General features: G+C 64.5%; 15 protein-coding genes, 1 other RNA gene and 1 pseudogene. 6 read left to right on the forward strand and 11 right to left on the reverse strand.

Going from position 1 to position 16,121, the window contains the following annotated elements:
- Positions 1 to 146: 146 nt before the first annotated feature.
- Positions 147 to 464: pseudogene (locus FEF27_RS10425) on the forward strand (transposase); the annotation flags it as partial.
- 10 nt (positions 465 to 474) lie between these two features.
- On the opposite strand, the gene FEF27_RS10430 reads toward FEF27_RS10425, so the two are convergent.
- The 4 genes from FEF27_RS10430 to rnpB form a co-directional block, all read right to left on the reverse strand.
- Positions 475 to 1,956 (reverse strand): DUF2079 domain-containing protein, encoded by a 1,482-nt coding sequence (locus FEF27_RS10430; RefSeq protein WP_138170803.1) that lies wholly within the window; start codon positions 1,954 to 1,956, stop codon positions 475 to 477.
- Complete coding sequence (gene mptB / locus FEF27_RS10435; protein WP_138170804.1) at positions 1,953 to 3,665, reverse strand: polyprenol phosphomannose-dependent alpha 1,6 mannosyltransferase MptB; 1,713 nt, start codon at positions 3,663 to 3,665, stop codon at positions 1,953 to 1,955. Before mptB ends, FEF27_RS10430 begins: the two co-directional genes overlap by 4 nt.
- A gap of 24 nt (positions 3,666 to 3,689) precedes the next feature.
- Positions 3,690 to 5,129 (reverse strand): glyceraldehyde-3-phosphate dehydrogenase, encoded by a 1,440-nt coding sequence (locus FEF27_RS10440; RefSeq protein WP_138170805.1) that lies wholly within the window; start codon positions 5,127 to 5,129, stop codon positions 3,690 to 3,692.
- A gap of 74 nt (positions 5,130 to 5,203) precedes the next feature.
- Positions 5,204 to 5,554: RNase P RNA component class A (rnpB, locus tag FEF27_RS10445), an RNA gene on the reverse strand.
- Between the two features lie 65 nt (positions 5,555 to 5,619).
- On the opposite strand from rnpB, the gene FEF27_RS10450 reads away from it, so the two are divergent.
- Positions 5,620 to 6,390, forward strand: coding sequence for a YaaA family protein (locus FEF27_RS10450; RefSeq protein ID WP_243729205.1), 771 nt, complete (start codon positions 5,620 to 5,622; stop codon positions 6,388 to 6,390).
- Positions 6,391 to 6,421: 31 nt separating this feature from the next.
- On the opposite strand, the gene epsC is transcribed toward FEF27_RS10450, so the two are convergent.
- The 3 genes from epsC to msrA all read right to left on the reverse strand — a co-directional run bounded on the left by epsC (position 6,422) and on the right by msrA (position 8,582).
- A complete protein-coding gene (gene epsC, locus FEF27_RS10455; RefSeq protein ID WP_138170807.1) occupies positions 6,422 to 7,009 on the reverse strand; it encodes a serine O-acetyltransferase EpsC in 588 nt (195 codons plus the stop codon).
- A 31-nt stretch (positions 7,010 to 7,040) separates the two neighbouring features.
- Positions 7,041 to 7,973 carry a cysteine synthase A gene (gene cysK, locus FEF27_RS10460; protein ID WP_138170808.1) on the reverse strand — a complete coding sequence of 311 codons (933 nt, stop codon included), beginning with the start codon at positions 7,971 to 7,973 and terminating at the stop codon, positions 7,041 to 7,043.
- 69 nt (positions 7,974 to 8,042) lie between these two features.
- Complete coding sequence (gene msrA, locus FEF27_RS10465) at positions 8,043 to 8,582, reverse strand: peptide-methionine (S)-S-oxide reductase MsrA (RefSeq protein WP_138170809.1); 540 nt, start codon at positions 8,580 to 8,582, stop codon at positions 8,043 to 8,045.
- A gap of 70 nt (positions 8,583 to 8,652) precedes the next feature.
- On the opposite strand from msrA, the gene FEF27_RS10470 reads away from it, so the two are divergent.
- On the forward strand, positions 8,653 to 9,498 hold the full coding sequence (locus FEF27_RS10470) for a Nif3-like dinuclear metal center hexameric protein (protein ID WP_138170810.1): 846 nt from the start codon (positions 8,653 to 8,655) through the stop codon (positions 9,496 to 9,498).
- A 52-nt stretch (positions 9,499 to 9,550) separates the two neighbouring features.
- Entirely contained in the window at positions 9,551 to 10,000 is a 450-nt protein-coding gene (locus tag FEF27_RS10475) for a reverse transcriptase-like protein (protein WP_424991679.1), read from the forward strand.
- 1 nt (position 10,001) lies between these two features.
- Here the strand turns inward: FEF27_RS10475 and gndA are convergent, their stop codons facing one another.
- From gndA to zapE, 3 genes are all read right to left on the reverse strand, one after another.
- On the reverse strand, positions 10,002 to 11,462 hold the full coding sequence (gene gndA, locus FEF27_RS10480) for an NADP-dependent phosphogluconate dehydrogenase (RefSeq protein WP_138170811.1): 1,461 nt from the start codon (positions 11,460 to 11,462) through the stop codon (positions 10,002 to 10,004).
- An 86-nt stretch (positions 11,463 to 11,548) separates the two neighbouring features.
- Positions 11,549 to 12,481 carry a polyphosphate kinase 2 gene (gene ppk2 / locus FEF27_RS10485; RefSeq protein WP_138170812.1) on the reverse strand — a complete coding sequence of 311 codons (933 nt, stop codon included), beginning with the start codon at positions 12,479 to 12,481 and terminating at the stop codon, positions 11,549 to 11,551.
- 22 nt (positions 12,482 to 12,503) lie between these two features.
- On the reverse strand, positions 12,504 to 13,571 hold the full coding sequence (gene zapE / locus FEF27_RS10490) for a cell division protein ZapE (RefSeq protein WP_138170813.1): 1,068 nt from the start codon (positions 13,569 to 13,571) through the stop codon (positions 12,504 to 12,506).
- 89 nt (positions 13,572 to 13,660) lie between these two features.
- Between zapE and FEF27_RS10495 the strand changes: the two genes are divergently transcribed.
- Positions 13,661 to 14,113 carry a SufE family protein gene (locus FEF27_RS10495; protein ID WP_138170814.1) on the forward strand — a complete coding sequence of 151 codons (453 nt, stop codon included), beginning with the start codon at positions 13,661 to 13,663 and terminating at the stop codon, positions 14,111 to 14,113.
- Positions 14,110 to 14,868, forward strand: a complete 759-nt coding sequence (locus FEF27_RS10500) for a glycerophosphodiester phosphodiesterase family protein (protein WP_138170815.1) — start codon at positions 14,110 to 14,112, stop codon at positions 14,866 to 14,868. The genes FEF27_RS10495 and FEF27_RS10500 overlap by 4 nt, the downstream gene beginning before the upstream one ends.
- Here FEF27_RS10500 and FEF27_RS10505 read toward each other — a convergent pair.
- On the reverse strand, positions 14,833 to 16,074 hold the full coding sequence (locus FEF27_RS10505) for an alpha/beta hydrolase family protein (RefSeq protein WP_243729201.1): 1,242 nt from the start codon (positions 16,072 to 16,074) through the stop codon (positions 14,833 to 14,835). The genes FEF27_RS10500 and FEF27_RS10505 overlap by 36 nt on opposite strands.
- Positions 16,075 to 16,121: the final 47 nt, after the last annotated feature.

Here is a 16,121-nt window from a genome sequence, read left to right on the forward strand (position 1 = left end):
GCGTCGCCTTCCTTCTGGGGTCAGTGGTGATCTACGGTGAACCATAGGAGACCTCCATATCGAGTCGTGAGTGGTGGTACACCCACATCGATACCGGAGGTCTCCGCCTACTTCACGGACCGATCACAACGTGTCGGGGAACTACACCTAGAACGCGGCCTGATGCGGTGATTGCCGATAAGGCCTACTCCAACGGGATCATTCGGAACTACCTCACCACCCGGGGAGTGAAGGCGGTGATCCCGCAGAAGTCCAACGAGAAGACCTCGCGGAAGAATAAAGGTTCAACAGGTGGCCGGCCGCCGACCTTCGACGCCATGCTCTACAAGGGCCGCAACGTCGTTGAACGCCACTTCGGACTGGCCAAGCAATGGCGCGGCATCGCCACCCGATACGAGAAGCTGGCCATCACCTACCGGGCCACCGCAGTGCTCTGCGCCGTGGTCGCCTGGCTACGCAATTAGGAGACATGCCCTAGTCCACGTATTCGACGCAGGTTCGGTCAGGGGGAACGCCCCGGTGGAGAACCCACAGGCCATAGTCGTCAGCGGTGACGGTATCAAAACCCAACCGCTCTGCTCGGGCGAACGCCTCCTCCGGAGTCAGGGGGTCGCTGCCGCCGAGTTCATCGGCCCAGGAATCGATGATCAGCCAATTGACCCGCTGGTCATCCAGTGTGCCGGCTAGGCCCACGTAGGCTCGGCCGGTCAGGTGGGGCGCAGCGGTGTCGGCGGCCTCCACGCACGCTCCGTCCGGGATGAGATCGACCGCACGCTGATGGGCCTGAGCGCGGTCAGGGAACTGCCAATTCTGTCCCGTATAGGTCCAGTGGAGGGGAAAGATGTGATGCTCGCGTTCGGTGGCCACCTGCATCACCGCGCCACCCACCAGTGAGAGCGCAATCAGACTCATCGGCAGCACGGCTGCGGGCCGGAACGAGTCCCGGCGTGGGCGCAGCCGGTTGCGGATCCGGCGCAGGGTGTCGAACGCGGCCAACACGAAAATCACCGCAATGGGCGCGTCGTAGTGGTAGACAAGGCCCCAGACGGTCAACCGGTCGTTGAGGAGCCGGGAGAGCAGCATCGGCAGCGCGATGAGCGTGTACGGCGAGGCCAGCGGCAGCAGCCACAGCGGCAGCAAGTGCGCGGTCAGCAGCGCGATCTTCAGCGGATGGTCCACCAGCACCGGCAGCGCGTTCCAGGGTTGGGTGAGGAGGAAGACAGCCGCAGCTCCCGCGCTGGGCCCCAGTGCTGAGTAGTGCCAGTAGGAAAACTCTCCATCGGCGGCAAAATGCGGGATGACCAGCCCGACGGCGACCCAGAGCCCAGTGAGCCCCGCGGCACCTAGCACCGCAGCCGGGAGCCAGTGCCGTCGCATCAGCAGAACTGCGGCAATCGCGATACAGGTGGCGCCCATATCCTCACGCACCAGCAGCAGCACCGCTGAGAGCACGACTGCGATCCACGGGCGGCGGCGCTCCACAGCCCAGATCACCCAGCCGAGGATCGGGACCGCGAAAGCGATTTCGTGGAAGTCCCAGTCAATAAACACCTGGAAGGGCCACCAGGCAAGCAGCGCGGCTGCGGCGAGAATACCGATGCGGAAGCTGAACCACCCCCGCACGAGCAGAAAGATCGGCACCGCGGCGCTGACCAGCAGCACCACCAAGGCGATATTGAGCACGCGCGGGTCGCCCCAGAGCCAGTACAGCGGGGCCAGCACAGCGATGATCGGGTGGAAGTGATCACCGAGCAGATGAAAATTCTCGCCCTTGATGGGCACCAGCGGTGCCTCGAACTCAGCGTAGCGGCGTACCGCCTGGTCGAATATCCCAAGGTCATAACCGCGGGCTTCGAAGTTGCGGAACCGCAGCAGAGAATGCGCCAGGTACAGTGCGGCGAACCCCGCCATGACAGCGAAAAGCGCCAGCATCTCCCGGACAGCAGGGCGGGTCACTGAGGGGCCTTGGACTGCTCTGCGGTGACCGGCAGCTCACCGGTGTGCAATTGTTCAGCGCTGTGGGCTCCTGAGCTGGCGCGGCGTCCCGGCTCCACGGTTTCCAGCCGGATGCGGTCGTAGGTGTGCAGCGCATAGGTGCGGCCAAGTCCTGGGGCTTTGAAATGCAGCGGAGCGGCAAACCACCCTTGTGTCCACATCCATCGAGCTGAGGGTAGGAGCGCTATGAGCAGCATCGACGCCGCGGAAGTCGCCAGGGACAGGCGCAGCATCTCTTGATCGAGGTCGAGGAACTCCCACACTGAGAGCTGGTCCTGGGCTCCGTAGCAAATGAAGAAGCCCACGGTGAAGACGACCCACTTGGTCTGCCAGTCGTTGCGGACGCCCACCGCGGCAAACAGAGGCAGCAGCCACAACAGGTACCACGGGTGAATGATGGGTGAGAGCACCACCAGCGCGGCGAACGCCCACGTCATGCGTTGCATGATGTGGCGGTCGCGGCCGATGAACATCAGCAGCACCACGATCAGGACGCTGGCGAGCCGGCCGGCCAGCCGCAGTGCGTCCAACGTCCAGTCGGCGTCCTGACCCAGCGCATGCAGCGTATTGCTCAACGTGTCATCCACAATCCCGACAGGTGACCAGAACGACTTTCCTGTGTCGCCGGTGCCTGCCAGCACCATGATCCAGCGGAGCCCGTACCCGTTAACCCACCCGACCAGGAGCAGAATGGCCCCGGTCAAGCCTGCGGTGAGGCACCAGTACCGGAACTTCCGCATCCAGCCACTTTCGCCTTCAGCCCGGGCAGCAGCCCACAACAGTGCCACGAACGGCAGCAGCACCATGGAGATGATCTTCATACCAATGGAGACCGTGACCAGGACAGTGGCCACCACTCCCCGAGACCAATGTTTATCCGCAGTGGCCGCGGCATAGATGCCAGCCAAGGCGAAACCCATCATCAGCGCGTCGTTGTGGGCGCTGGAGATGAAGCTGATGATGAACAGCGGATTCGCGCACGCTAGCCACTGCGCGCGACCTGCGTGGGTCCCGAAGTGCTCTGCAAGTTTGGGCAGGTAGATCATGATCAGCACTACCCCGGCCACGCAGGCCAGGCGGAACAACAGCACCGCGGCGTCGACCTGGTTGCTGGTGAGCCACATGACGGCCGCCTCGATCCACAGGAACATGGGACCATAGGGAGTCTCGGACTGGGCCCACATCGGGTCTGTGCCGAAATGGAACCAGTTGTCCAGCTGGGAGACCCCCTCCTGATACGGGTCGCCCCCGGCGAGCACCAGACGCCCCTGATTCAGGTAGGCGTAGACGTCGCGGGAGAAGATCGGCACACAGACCAGGTGGGGTAACGACCACACGGCGGTAGCAATATTGACGATCCGCAGACTGCCGGCCGGCCAGGGGCTGCGCTCTGGCTCTCGCAGCGCGCGGCCCAGCAGCAGCCAGGCGTGAAACATCACCCAGCAGCCCAGGGTCAGCGCCACGGTGGTGACCGCGACCCCCCACGGTTCGGTGCGCAGCGGAATGACCCAGAACCACCGGTTGATCACCGACCCGTTGGCCAGCCATCCGACACCGAAGGAGCCGAAGAGCACCAGAAGGGAGCCCAGGAACCCCTGAATGAGGGCGCGAGGAACTCCCTCAGATCTCAGGTGGGGCCGCTCAGCCTCGCCTGCGGCTAGTCTGTGCACCAGTAGAAACTACCACTGCGACACTCAGAGTCGCGGATACTTCGGTGGCTCGGACTGAGCCATGTGTTCCAGCACGCGCACCACCTGCGCCGAGTATCCGTACTCGTTGTCGTACCAGACGTAGAGGATGGCCTGCTTGCCGTTGACGATAGTGGCCAATCCATCCACTACCCCGGCGGCAGTAGAGCCGACGAAGTCCGTGGAGACCACTTCGGCGGAGTCGATGTAATCCACCTGGGAATGCAGCGGGCCTTCGAGGGACTGCTTGCGGAGGAACGTGTTGAGCTCCTCCTTGGTGGTCTCCCTCTGCAGCTCCAGGATCAGGATGGCCATCGAGACATCCGGGGTGGGAACCCGGATTGCATTGCCGGAGAGCTTGCCCGCCAGCTCGGGAAGCGCTTTGGCCACGGCCTTGGCGGCACCTGTTTCGGTCAGCACCATGTTCAGGGCAGCGGAACGCCCCCGGCGCTCGCCCTTGTGAAAATTGTCAATCAGATTCTGATCGTTGGTGTAGGAGTGGACAGTCTCCACGTGCCCATGGTCGATTCCATAGTGATCCTGCATCAGCTTCGCCACAGGGGTAATGGCATTGGTCGTGCAGCTGGCAGCGGAGATCACGGGGGCATCTTCATTGATCTGGGAGTGGTTGACCCCATAGACAATGTTCTTGATATCGCCCTTCCCCGGCGCAGTCAGCAGCACCCGGGAAGCACCCGCGGATTGGAGGTGTTTGCTCAGCCCCTCCTCATCTCTCCAGATACCGGTGTTATCCACCACCACGGCGTCGTTGATGCCGTACGCGGTGTAGTCGACCTCTTCGGGGGTCGAGGCGTAGATCACCTGGATGTAGGTGCCGTTGGCGATGATGGCACTGTTCTCCTCATCGACCCGGATAGAACCCGCAAAAGGTCCGTGGACCGAATCCCGGCGCAACAACGAGGCGCGCTTGGCGAGGTCGTTGCCCTTGCCTTGGCGCACCACAATAGCGCGCAGCCGCAAACCTGTGGCGGAGGAAGCGTGCCCGACCATAATGCGCGCCAGGAGCCGGCCGATGCGCCCGAATCCGTAGAGCACCACGTCCTGGGGTTCGGCGCGCCCCTGCCCCTTCTGGCCGATGATCTCGGCGAACTCCTCGCGAAGGAACTCATCAACGTCAGTGATCGGCGAAGACTTGAATCGGTTGTTGAGGCGGGCCAGGTCAATGCTGGCAGCCCCGAGGTCCAATGTGTCCAGCGCCTGCACCAGCGGCAGTGTCTCGGAGATGGGCAGCTCCACCTCATCGACCTGGCGTGCGAATCGGTGTGCTTTGAGAATGTCGATCGCTGACTGGTTGACCAGTTGGCGGCCATAGATGCTGGTGACCACGTTGTTTTCGCGGTAGAGCCGCCCGATCAGAGGGATCATGGTCTCTGCTTGGGCTTCGCGGTCGATCCATTCGTTGAGGTGCTTGCTCACTGCGGACATGGGAGGATGGGGACCCTTTCGACTAAGACGTCTTTGTCTTGCTGACGGATCTACTCTATACAAGACCGGCAGGCGGGACGGGCCGGTCGGTAAGCCGGGTTCTGTCGTGGACCATCATCCATCTGGGTGCCGCGTTGCCGCGGACCTCAAGCGGTCAACCCGGATACTCGGGCGGGCAGCCCTCGGGCGTATCCTGCTCGACCTTGCTCCGGATGGGGTTTGCCTAGCCGCCTCAGTCACCTGAGGCGCTGGTGGGCTCTTACCCCACCGTTTCACCCTTACCCGCGCTGCAGTGCAGCAACGGGCGGTCTGTTTTCTGTGGCACTGGCCTGCGGGTTGCCCCGAGTGGGCGTTACCCACCATCCTGCCCTGCGGAGCCCGGACTTTCCTCGACACTTACGTGCCGCGATGGCCTGACCGACCCGTCCCTGTCCTCTATGGTACGTCCTGACATCAGCGCCCGGCTTGCTACCCTGGCCCGGTGCTCATCATGCTCCCGCCCAGTGAAGGCAAAACAGCCGCGACCGATCCGCACGCCGAACCGCTCAACCTTGATGCCCTGACCCTGCCGTGCCTCGCACCGGACCGGAACCAGGTGCTGCAGGAGCTGATCGACGTCAGCGGACGGCAGGAGGCGCAGCAGGTTCTTGGGGTCGGGGACCGTGTCATGGAACAGGTGAGCGCCAACCAAGAGTTGCAGCAGGCCCCCACGGCGCCGGCTCACCACATCTACTCCGGTGTGCTCTTCGATGCCCTGGCAGCCGAGACGCTGACCAGCTCGCAACGTCAGCGGGCGGCAGAGCGTGTGCTGATCTTTTCTGGCTTGTTCGGCGTCACCGGTTTCACCGACCGAATACCGGCCTACCGCTGTGCCATGGACGTCAGGCTTCCCACCCTCGGGAAGCTGAGTGCGTTCTGGAGGCACCGGCTGGCGGCACCGGTGAGCGAACGGATCCGGGACCAATGGGTGGTCGACTGCCGTTCTGCTGCCTATGCCACAGCTTTCCGGCCGGATCCGCACAAGACCGTCGCGGTGAACAGCTTCACGGAGAAGGACGGCAGGCGCACAGTGGTCACCCATTCAGCCAAAGCTGCGCGGGGGACGCTGACAGGGATGATGCTGCGCGCAGATTCACCGCCGAAGACGCTCGACGACGTCGCCCACCTCGCTTCGCGGCGCTGGAAGGTCGAGGTGCGGGCCGCCACCGCGAAGAAGCCTCATCAGCTGGATCTCATTACCTCGGAGGCCACGTCCGAATAAACGGAACCCGGACCCGCCGGAGGTCCGGAGCTCAGATGAAGAGGGCGGGGTCCAGCGCGTAAGCGGCCGGATCCACCAACGGCTGGTGCTCCTCTTCACGCCGCTTGCGGTCCTTGGCGGGGACACCGATCAGCACAGACTCTTCCGGGGCGGACTTCACCACCACCGCGTTCGCGCCGACCGCCGAATTCTCGCCGATGTTCACCGGACCCAGCACCTTCGCCCCGGCGCCGACGGTGACCCCGTTGCCCAGGGTGGGGTGGCGCTTCTTCTGCTCCAGCGACGTCCCGCCCAAGGTGACACCTTGGTAGAGCATGCAGTCATCGCCGATCTCGGCGGTCTCTCCGATCACCACTCCCATGCCGTGGTCGATGAAGAAGCGCCTGCCAATGGTAGAGCCGGGGTGAATCTCTATGCCGGTGAGTCCGCGGGTCACCTGGGAAAGCACCCGCGCCGGGGTCTTCAGCGGCTTCACCCCCCACATCTTATGCGCCAACCGGTGCGCCCAGATGGCATGGAGGCCCGAATAGGCCAGAACAATTTCGACGTTCGACCGAGCCGCGGGGTCGTGCTCGCGAGCAGTGGTGATGTCCTCGCGTAGTCGTGAGATGAAGCCCATCGTGTGTGTCCTTCCGACGTGCCTGGTGGCCCTAGCCGCGGATGTCTTCGAAGAGCATGGTGGAGATGTAGCGCTCCCCGAAGTCGCATGCGACTGTCACTATGAGCTTATCCCGCATTTCTTCACGTGCGGCGACTTTCAGGGCGGAGGCCACATTGGCGCCGGTGGAGATGCCCCCGAGGATGCCCTCCTGGCTGCCCAGCTGACGGGCGGTCTCCAGAGACTCCTCCAGGTTGGCGGTGATCACCTCGTTGTAGATGCCGCGGTCGAGAATCTCAGGGACGAAGTTCGGGCCAATGCCCTGGATCTTGTGCGGGCCCGGGGTCCCGCCGGAGAGGATCGGTGAATCCTCCGGCTCGACGGCCACAATATGGATGTCCGGGCTGTACTCGCGCAGACGCCGTCCTGCACCGGTGATGGTGCCTCCGGTGCCGATGCCGAAAACCACCGCGTCGACTGCACCGTCGGTATCGCGCCAGATCTCTTCGCCAGTGGTGTTGTAGTGGACTGAAGGGTTGGCCTCATTGGCGAACTGACGCGCCCAGATGGAGTTGTCGGTCTCCTCCACGATCTGCTTAGCCTTCTCCACCGCGCCGCGCATACCTTCGGAGCCGGGGGTCAGCACGATCTCCGCGCCGTAGGCACGCAGCATCACCCGGCGCTCGGTGGACATCGTCTCCGGCATGGTCAGCACCACCCGGTAGCCCCGTGCAGCACCCACCATTGCCAATGCGATACCGGTGTTGCCGGATGTGCCCTCCACAATGGTCCCGCCGGGCGTCAGTGCCCCTGCGGTCTCTGCCGCGTCGATGATGGCTGCCCCGATCCGGTCCTTCACCGAGGAAGCCGGTGAGTAGAACTCCAGCTTCACCGCGACATTGCCGGGGAGGTCGGAGTCCAGCTTGTTCAGCCGCACCAGAGGGGTGTTTCCGATGGCCTCAGTGATGTTGTTGAGCATGGGCATAGAGCTGTCCTTTCGGTGACATGTCGGTGGTGCGTCGCAGACCAAGCTGGCTGCGTCGGTGGTCGGACCTCAGGCAGAGACTTCCTGCCGCAGCCACTGACTCCATCCGGCGCGCAGCTTGGCCACTTTGGGATCAATGATGAACTGACAGTAACCCACTCCAGGCTGCCGGGAGTGAAAGTCTTGGTGCTCCGGCTCCGCCTCGTAGACCTGACCCAGGGGCTCCAGGGCGGTGACAATCGGGGCGGTGAAGTGCCGTTGGGCGGCGTCGATCGCTTGCTGAAATTCAGCCTTTTCCGCCGCAGAGGTGTAGAACATGGCTGAGCGGTACTGGGTGCCGACGTCGTAACCCTGCCGGTTCAGCGACGTGGGGTCGTGAGTGGAGAAGAAAATCTCGTACAGCACCTCAGCGGGAAGCTCGCCCGGGTCGAAAGTGATCTCCACCGCCTCAGCATGGCCGGTGGTCCCGGAACAGACCGCATGATAGTGCGCAGGGCCGGTCCCGCCGGTATAGACCGAGCGCACACGGCTGACCCCGATGAGCTTTCGCGCGATGGAGTCCAGGCACCAGAAGCACCCGGCGGCGAGAACAACTGTCCGATCCGTCATACCGGTGCCAACTTCCCCACCCTGCGGTTCATTCCTGGGGCTCCGTGCCGGAACAGGGTAGAAATGAGCCATGACACACACCCCTTCACTGCAGGAGGTGCTCGACGTCGTCGAGGACCTGTGGCCGGCAAACCTTGCCCAGGACTGGGACGCGGTGGGGCTGGTGCTCGGTCGTCGGGATGCGGAGGTGACCAAGATCCATTTCGCGGTGGACCCGGTCTCCGAGGTGGTGGAGGAGGCCTGCACTGCCGGGGCAGATCTGCTGATCACCCACCATCCGCTGCTGCTGCGGGGGGTGACCAGTGTGGAGGCCGGAACCTACAAGGGGGCTGCCGTCCACCGGCTCATCGAGTCGGGATGCGCACTGCTGAGCGCGCACACCAACGGCGATTCGGCGGTCGGCGGGGTCAATGATGTCCTGTGCGAACTCCTGGGGCTTCAGGAGACCCGCCCGCTGGCCCAGGCGCCGGAGGGCCTGCCCGAGGAAGGCTTGGGACGCGTCGGCAGCCTGCCGGAAGGTACGACTCTGGGGGACTTCGCCGCCCGCGTGTTCGGGGTGCTGCCCGCGGTCGCGGGCGGCGTGCGGGTCGCGGGCGACCGGAACGCCTTCGTCCAGCGGGTGGCCCTGTGCGGAGGCGCCGGGGATTCGCTGCTCAGTGCCGCCAGCGAGGCCGAGGCGGATGTGTATCTCACCGCCGATCTGCGTCACCACCCGGCCTCTGAGGCGCGTGAGGCTGCGGGCGGGCAGCGGCCCTACCTCATTGATGTGTCGCACTTCGCCAGCGAGTGGCTGTGGCTTCCTGCAGCCGCCCAGACACTGGACCGGGCGCTGGCTGACCGCGACTACGAGGTGGAGATTGCCGTTTCCGGAATCAACACCGATCCTTGGGACTTTGTCATCACCCCAGGGACGTGACCCGGCGCTGCCTGCCCCGGGGTCAGGCCTGCCGACGGTAGAGTGCTGGTCTGTGACTGACTTGATAGTTGAAGCCGACGGCGGCAGCCGCGGAAACCCTGGAATCGCCGGTGCCGGCGCGCTCGTTCGTGACCGGCAGGGAGCCCTCCTCGCGGTCAAAGCCGTCCCCCTGGGGAAGGCCAGCAACAACGTCGCGGAGTACACCGGCCTCATCGCCGGACTAGAACTGGCCCGCCAGATCGACCCCGGCGCCTCGGTGGAGGTCCGTATGGACTCGAAACTCGTGGTCGAGCAGATGAGCGGGCGGTGGAAGATCAAGCACGAGGACATGAAACGCCTGGCCCAGGAAGCCAGCCAGATTCTGTCCCCGTTGCAGGTCACCTACACCTGGATCCCCCGGGCTGAGAACGCCGACGCTGACCGGCTCAGCAATGAGGCTATGGACGCCTCGGCCGCCGGACGTCAGTGGGACCCGGCGGCCAGCGCCCTGCGCGTGGGGTGAGTCAGACCTCGGTCTCGGACCTGTCGCCGGACCAGCGGGTGTGAAACGTGCCCGGCTTGTCCACACGCTGGTAGGTGTGCGCGCCGAAGTAGTCCCGCAGCCCCTGGGTCAGGGCTGCCGGCAGTCGGTCTCTGCGTAGGGAGTCGTAGTACGCCAGCGAGGAACTGAACACAGGCGCAGGCACACCATAGGTGGCCGCCGCAGCCACCACTCTCCGCCAGGCCGGCAAGCATTCGTGGATCGCTTCGGTGAACTCCGGGGCCAGCAGCAGATTCGCCGGACGTTCACCGGCAGGAGCCTCATAGGCCCTCATGATCGTGTCGAGCAGATCGGCACGGATGATACACCCAGCACGCCACAGACTGGCGATGGTGCGCATATCAAGTTCCCAGCCGTACTGTTCTGCTGCGGCGGCGAGCATGTCGAAGCCCTGGGCGTAGGAGACCAGCTTGGAGGCGTAGAGCGCTTTGCGGATGTCCTCCACGAACTCTTGGCGGGCGTCCCCTGCGCCGTAGAGCTCTTCAGCGGTGACCGCTTCGTTGATACCTGCCGGGAAGGCGCGGTTGGTCACTGCGCGCAGTTCCTGCTGCGAGGAGATCGACCGGGCGAAGACCGACTCCGCGATCGTGGTCACCGGTGACCCGACGTCCATGCCGGAGATGGCGGTCCACCGTCCGGTGCCCTTCTGCCCGGCGGCGTCGACAATCACGTCGACCAATGGCCGGCCGGTGAGCTCGTCCTCCTGCTCCAGAACCTCGGAGGTGATCTCAATCAGGTACGAGGCTAGATCGGTGGTGTTCCACTCGCGGAAAACTCTTGCCTGCTCCCCTGGCTCGAGACCGGTCAGCGAGCGCATCAGGTCGTAAGATTCGCCGATGACCTGCATGTCCGCGTATTCGATTCCGTTGTGGACCATCTTCACGAAGTGGCCCGCACCGTCGGTGCCCACCCAGGCGCAGCAGGGCTCGCCGTGATAGTCAGCGGCAATCTTCTCCAGCATTGGGCCCAGCGTGGCGTAGGACTCTTTGGACCCGCCCGGCATGATGGAGGGCCCGTTCAGCGCACCCTCCTCACCCCCGGAGACTCCGACTCCCACGAAGTGCAGGCCGTGCTCGCGCAGGGCCGCTTCGCGGCGTCGGGTCTCTTCGTAGTGCGAGTTCCCGGCATCGATGACAATGTCGCCGTCTTCCAGCAGCGGGGTCAGCTCGTCAATCACTGCGTCCACTGGCGCTCCGGCCTTGACCATGACGAGTACGCGGCGCGGACGCTCTAGCGAATCAACCAGTTCTGCCAAAGACGCCGTGCGGACAAATTCGCCTTCGGAGGAGTAGGAATTGATCAGCGCGTCGGTCCGGCCGACTGTGCGGTTGTGCAGGGCCACGGTGTATCCGTTCCTCGCCAGATTCCGAGCCAGATTTGCGCCCATGACGGCAAGGCCAGTCACTCCGATGTCAGCGCCCATTGAATGCGTCTCCCTCAGCGGTCAGTCAGTGTGGTGTATGCGGTGCCTCACTGATCCTACCGTGCAGCTCCCGCTAGGCCGGGGGGCTAGTCCCCGACTGCGTTGCGCCCACGCTGGACGATCAGCGGATCGGGCTCGCCCACCACTGCGTGATCTTTGCCCTCGTATTCGAACTGCGCCAGGAAGTGGCGCATGGCGTTGAGCCGCGCTCGCTTCTTGTCATTGGACTTGATGGTCATCCATGGTGCGTGGTCGGTGTCGGTGCGGCGGAACATCTCTTCCTTCGCTTCCGTGTAGTCCTCCCACCGATCCAGGGACTCCAGGTCCATCGGGGAGAGTTTCCACTGCCGCACGGGGTCGATCTGCCTGATGGCGAACCGGGTGCGCTGTTCTTTCTGCGTCACTGAGAACCAGAATTTTGTCAGGTGAATGCCGGCATCGACCAGCATCTGTTCGAACCTCGGCGCCTGGTTCATGAATGTCTCGTAATCGTCATCCGAGCAGAAGCCCATCACCCGCTCCACCCCGGCTCGGTTGTACCATGACCGGTCGAACAGGACCATCTCTCCGGCGGTCGGCAGGTAGTAGGCGTAGCGCTGAAAGTACCACTGTCCCTGTTCTCGGTCTGAAGGCTTCGACAGGGCCACCACACGCGCCGTGCGGGGATTGAGGTGCTCAGTGAAGCGTTTGATCGTGCCGCCCTTGCCAGCAGCATCCCGGCCTTCAAAGACAATCACATGCTTGAGCCCGAAGTCCTCGGCCCAGTACTGGAACTTCAGCAGCTCCACCTGTAGGTGGTACTTCTCAATTTCGTAGAGCTCCCGGCTCATCCGCTCCTCATAGGGATAGTTCTCCTGCCAGGTCTCCACCGCGTTGCCCTGGGGGTCGATCAGGTCGGGGTCGGGGGTGTGTCCGTCCTGGACGGTGTAGCCGCCCTCACGCAGCTGGTCGATGAATTCCCGGAGGTTCTGCCGAGGCTTGTTGGCTTCCAGGCCCTCCCACCATTCCTGCTTGACCATTGCTGCCTGTCCTTTCTGAACGCTAGAGCGCCTGCTCGCCCATCTGACCTGCGCGGGCCAGTGCGGTGAGTCGTGAGACTGTCCGGTAGTACTTCTTCATATAGCCGCTGGAGAGCATCTCCTCGGTGAACATCTGGTCAAAGGGGACCCCTGAGGCGACGATCTTCACGTCTTGGTCGTAGAGCCGGTCGGCCAGGACCACGAAGCGCAGTCCTAAGGACTGGCTCTCCACGGTCTCGACGTCCTTGAGGATCAGCACGTCCACTCCCGTGACCAGTTGCCGGTACCGGCTGGGATGAACTTTGCTCAAGTGTTCACACAATGTGGTGAAGTCATCCACCGCCCGCTGCTGGTCAGGAAATTCACGTTCGGCGAAACCTTCCAGCTCGCCGGTGCGCAGCGGGGCGGGGGCCTCAGGCAGCCCGCGGTGACGGTAGTCCTCGCCGTCGACCCGGATCACCCGGAACTGGTCCGCCAGCACCTGAATCTCGCGCTTGAAGTCCGCCGCAGCAAACCGCCCGTCGCCGAGCGAACCGGGCAGGGTGTTGGAGGTGGCCGCGAGCTTCACCCCAGCATCGGCCAGTTCACGCAGCAGCCGCGACATCAGTGTGGTGTCCCCGGCGTCGTCGAGCTCGAACTCGTCGATGCAGATCAGCTGATAGCTGCTCAACACCTCCACCGTCTTGCGGAAGCTCAGCGCGCCGACCAGGTTCGTATACTCCACGAATGTTCCGAAGGCCCGCTGGTCCTCCGGCACCCCCTGTTCGGCTGCAGCGTGATACAGCGAGGCCAACAGGTGCGTCTTGCCCACTCCGAAGCCGCCGTCGAGGTAAATTCCAGCTGGCCCGTGCGGCTTGGCTCGGCCGCCGAAGAGCTTGCCGAAGAAGGACGACGACGCCGGTTTCCCCACCGTGCCGGAGAACTCACGCAGCGCGGTGACAGCCTGCTGCTGGGAGGGGTGGTGCGGGTCGGGGATGTAGCTGTCGAAAGAGACGTCAGCGAACCGGAAGGAGGGGCGCAGTCCCGCCAGGAGATCATCGACGGTGACCTGGGGTGCGCGTTCGGACAGCGGCGGCACGACAGAAGACATGACCCCCACTTTACGCCCGTGTAGCGGGCCCATCCGGCCACCCCGGGGCGCTGGCGCCGACAGGCCGACCCGCAGGCTACGCTTAACCCATGACTGAGGATACCCATCTTCCTCCGGCCCTGGCCGAGATCGTCGAGGACTTCCACTCCGTCGATGACCGGGAGCGCCTGGAGCTGCTGCTCGAGTTCTCCCGGGAGCTGCCGGAACTTCCGGCGAAATACGGCGAGAACTATGCGGCATCCATGGAGCAGGTGGTGGAGTGCCAGTCCCCACTGTTCTTGGCGATGGAGCACCACGAGGACGGCACAGTCGATCTGGTCTTCGCCGCACCCGCCGAAGCGCCAACCACCCGAGGGTTCGCCTCCATCCTCCAGCAGGGACTCTCCGGGCTCCGCGGCGAGGAGATACTCGCTGTCCCGGACGATCTGCATCAACGGCTAGGGCTGGCGAAGGCCATCACCCCCCTGCGGCTGCGGGGCATGGCCGCCATGCTGGGACGCATCAAGCGTAATATTCGACAGCATCTGGTGCCGGTCCCGTGAGCCGGGCTCCCTCTTGGCTGCTGAGCCGTCCGGTGGCGCACCGTGGACTGCACAGCCACCGGCTGCCGGAGAACACGCTGGGGGCTTTCGGGGCTGCCATTGAGGCGGGGTTCCCCATTGAACTCGACGTGCAGCTGACCGCCGACGATCAGATGGTGGTTCACCACGACACTGATTTGCGCAGGCTCTCCGACCGGCCCCAACGAGTGCGTGAGCTGACCCTGGAGCAGCTGCGCCAGGTACGAATCGGCGGAACGGATCAGCATCCGCCGGGCCTGGTCGAGACCCTGGAATACATTGATGGCCGGGTGCCGGTGGTGGTCGAGATCAAAGCGGGCGACCCACGGTATCTGCGCGCGCTGGCCACCGCGGCCGCTCTTCGTCACTACAGCGGCCCGCTGACGGTGCAGTCCTTCGACCCCTTCATTGTGGGCTGGTTCCGCCGGAACGCTCCCGAGATCCTGCGCGGCCAGCTTTCCGGCAGCATGGCCGATGTGCGGACCATCAACTGGGGAACCCGGCGCATGCTGCAGAACTTGGCCTTCAGCGTGGTCTCCCGTCCTGACTACATCGGATACGAGTTCGGCTTCACCACCCCCCGGCGTGCCCGGCTGATCCGGAAGAAGTGGCCGCTGCTGCTGTGGACCATCACTACCCGAGAGGACATGGCCCGGGCGCTGACCCTGGCGGACAATGTGATCTTTGAAGGCTTCGACCCTTCAGCCGGAGGCACCGGGCAGGGGCTCGCTGAATAAGTCGGTCAACCACTCATAGACCGCAGAGTCCCACCGGTCCGGGTCGTAGTTCCGCTCCCTGACGTGACCGGCCTTCTCGAAGGGCACAAAGCTGACCAGCTCGTTGCGCTCAGCCAGCTCCCGACTGGGCTGATAGGGGACGACGGCGTCGTCGACGCTGTGCAGTATCAGAGTGCGGGTGTGCAGCTGGTCCGCCCGGGCGATCCAATTCAGCGCTTTCAGGTCCACTGGTGAGGCCAGGCCGGTGACTTTCCTGCCTGCTTCGTTCGACAGCAGCCACTGGGCCAGGCGGCCGACGGGTTGGGGCACGCGCCGGGACCGGGCCTGATGACTGAGCACGTCCATCCAGTCGATGACCGGACCGGTCAGCACCAGGCTGCGGATCCTCGTGGTCAGCGGGGACCGGTCGGCTACCTGCAGCGCCACTGCACCGCCCATGGACCAGCCGAAGAGGATGACGTCCTCGGCGCCGTGGTCGAGCGCGTACCGAACGGCGACTTCCACGTCCTCCCACTCGGTGCCCCCCAGGCCGTAGCGTCCGTCCGGACCGGCGGGTGCCTCTCCGTCATTGCGGTGGGATACCAGCAGCGCATCCGCACCGAGCGCCCGGGCCACCGGCAGCCCTTTGATGCCCTCTGCACGGGTCGAGGTGCGACCATGCACCATAATCGCCCAGACTTTCTTCTCGGCCAAGGGTCCGGCAGGGTTGCCGTGCGGGACGTACCAGGCCGGAGCATCGCCGACCGGAAGCCGGAGCGTCACATCGGTGTAGTCGAATCCGGCTTCGGCAGGGCTGCGGTACAGCGTGGAGCTGAATGACCCCGTCCTGGTCCGTCGCAGATCTCCGCCGTGAACGCCCAGCACCCTGCGCGTCACCGTCCGGCGCTCGAGGGCGGTGATCTGACCTATCTGAGCCACGGCTGCACCGCGGTTGAAGTGCAGCCCGTACCATCCGGGAACCGTGGTCTCCTTGGTGGCGGGCAGGATGACCTGGAGTCCGTCGGAATCCTCGATCACCGCGAGGACCTCTACGCGCTCTGAGGCGTCGTGGACCGGGACGACCACCATCCGAGCCAGGTATGCCGAGGCGCTCGACATCAGGCCGGCCAGCGCTGTGCCGACGGCCAACCCCGTCCCTGCGCCCAGCAGGGCCGAGCGCACCCAGGGGGTGGGCTCGGCTTCGCGCCGTGTGAGCTGAGCTTGCATTATCCTCCCGCAGCCTCTGACTTCCCCCACTGTACGTCTGCTCCGCA

The sequence above is a fragment of the Nesterenkonia sphaerica genome (assembly GCF_005771565.1).
Lineage (GTDB): Bacteria > Actinomycetota > Actinomycetes > Actinomycetales > Micrococcaceae > Nesterenkonia > Nesterenkonia sphaerica.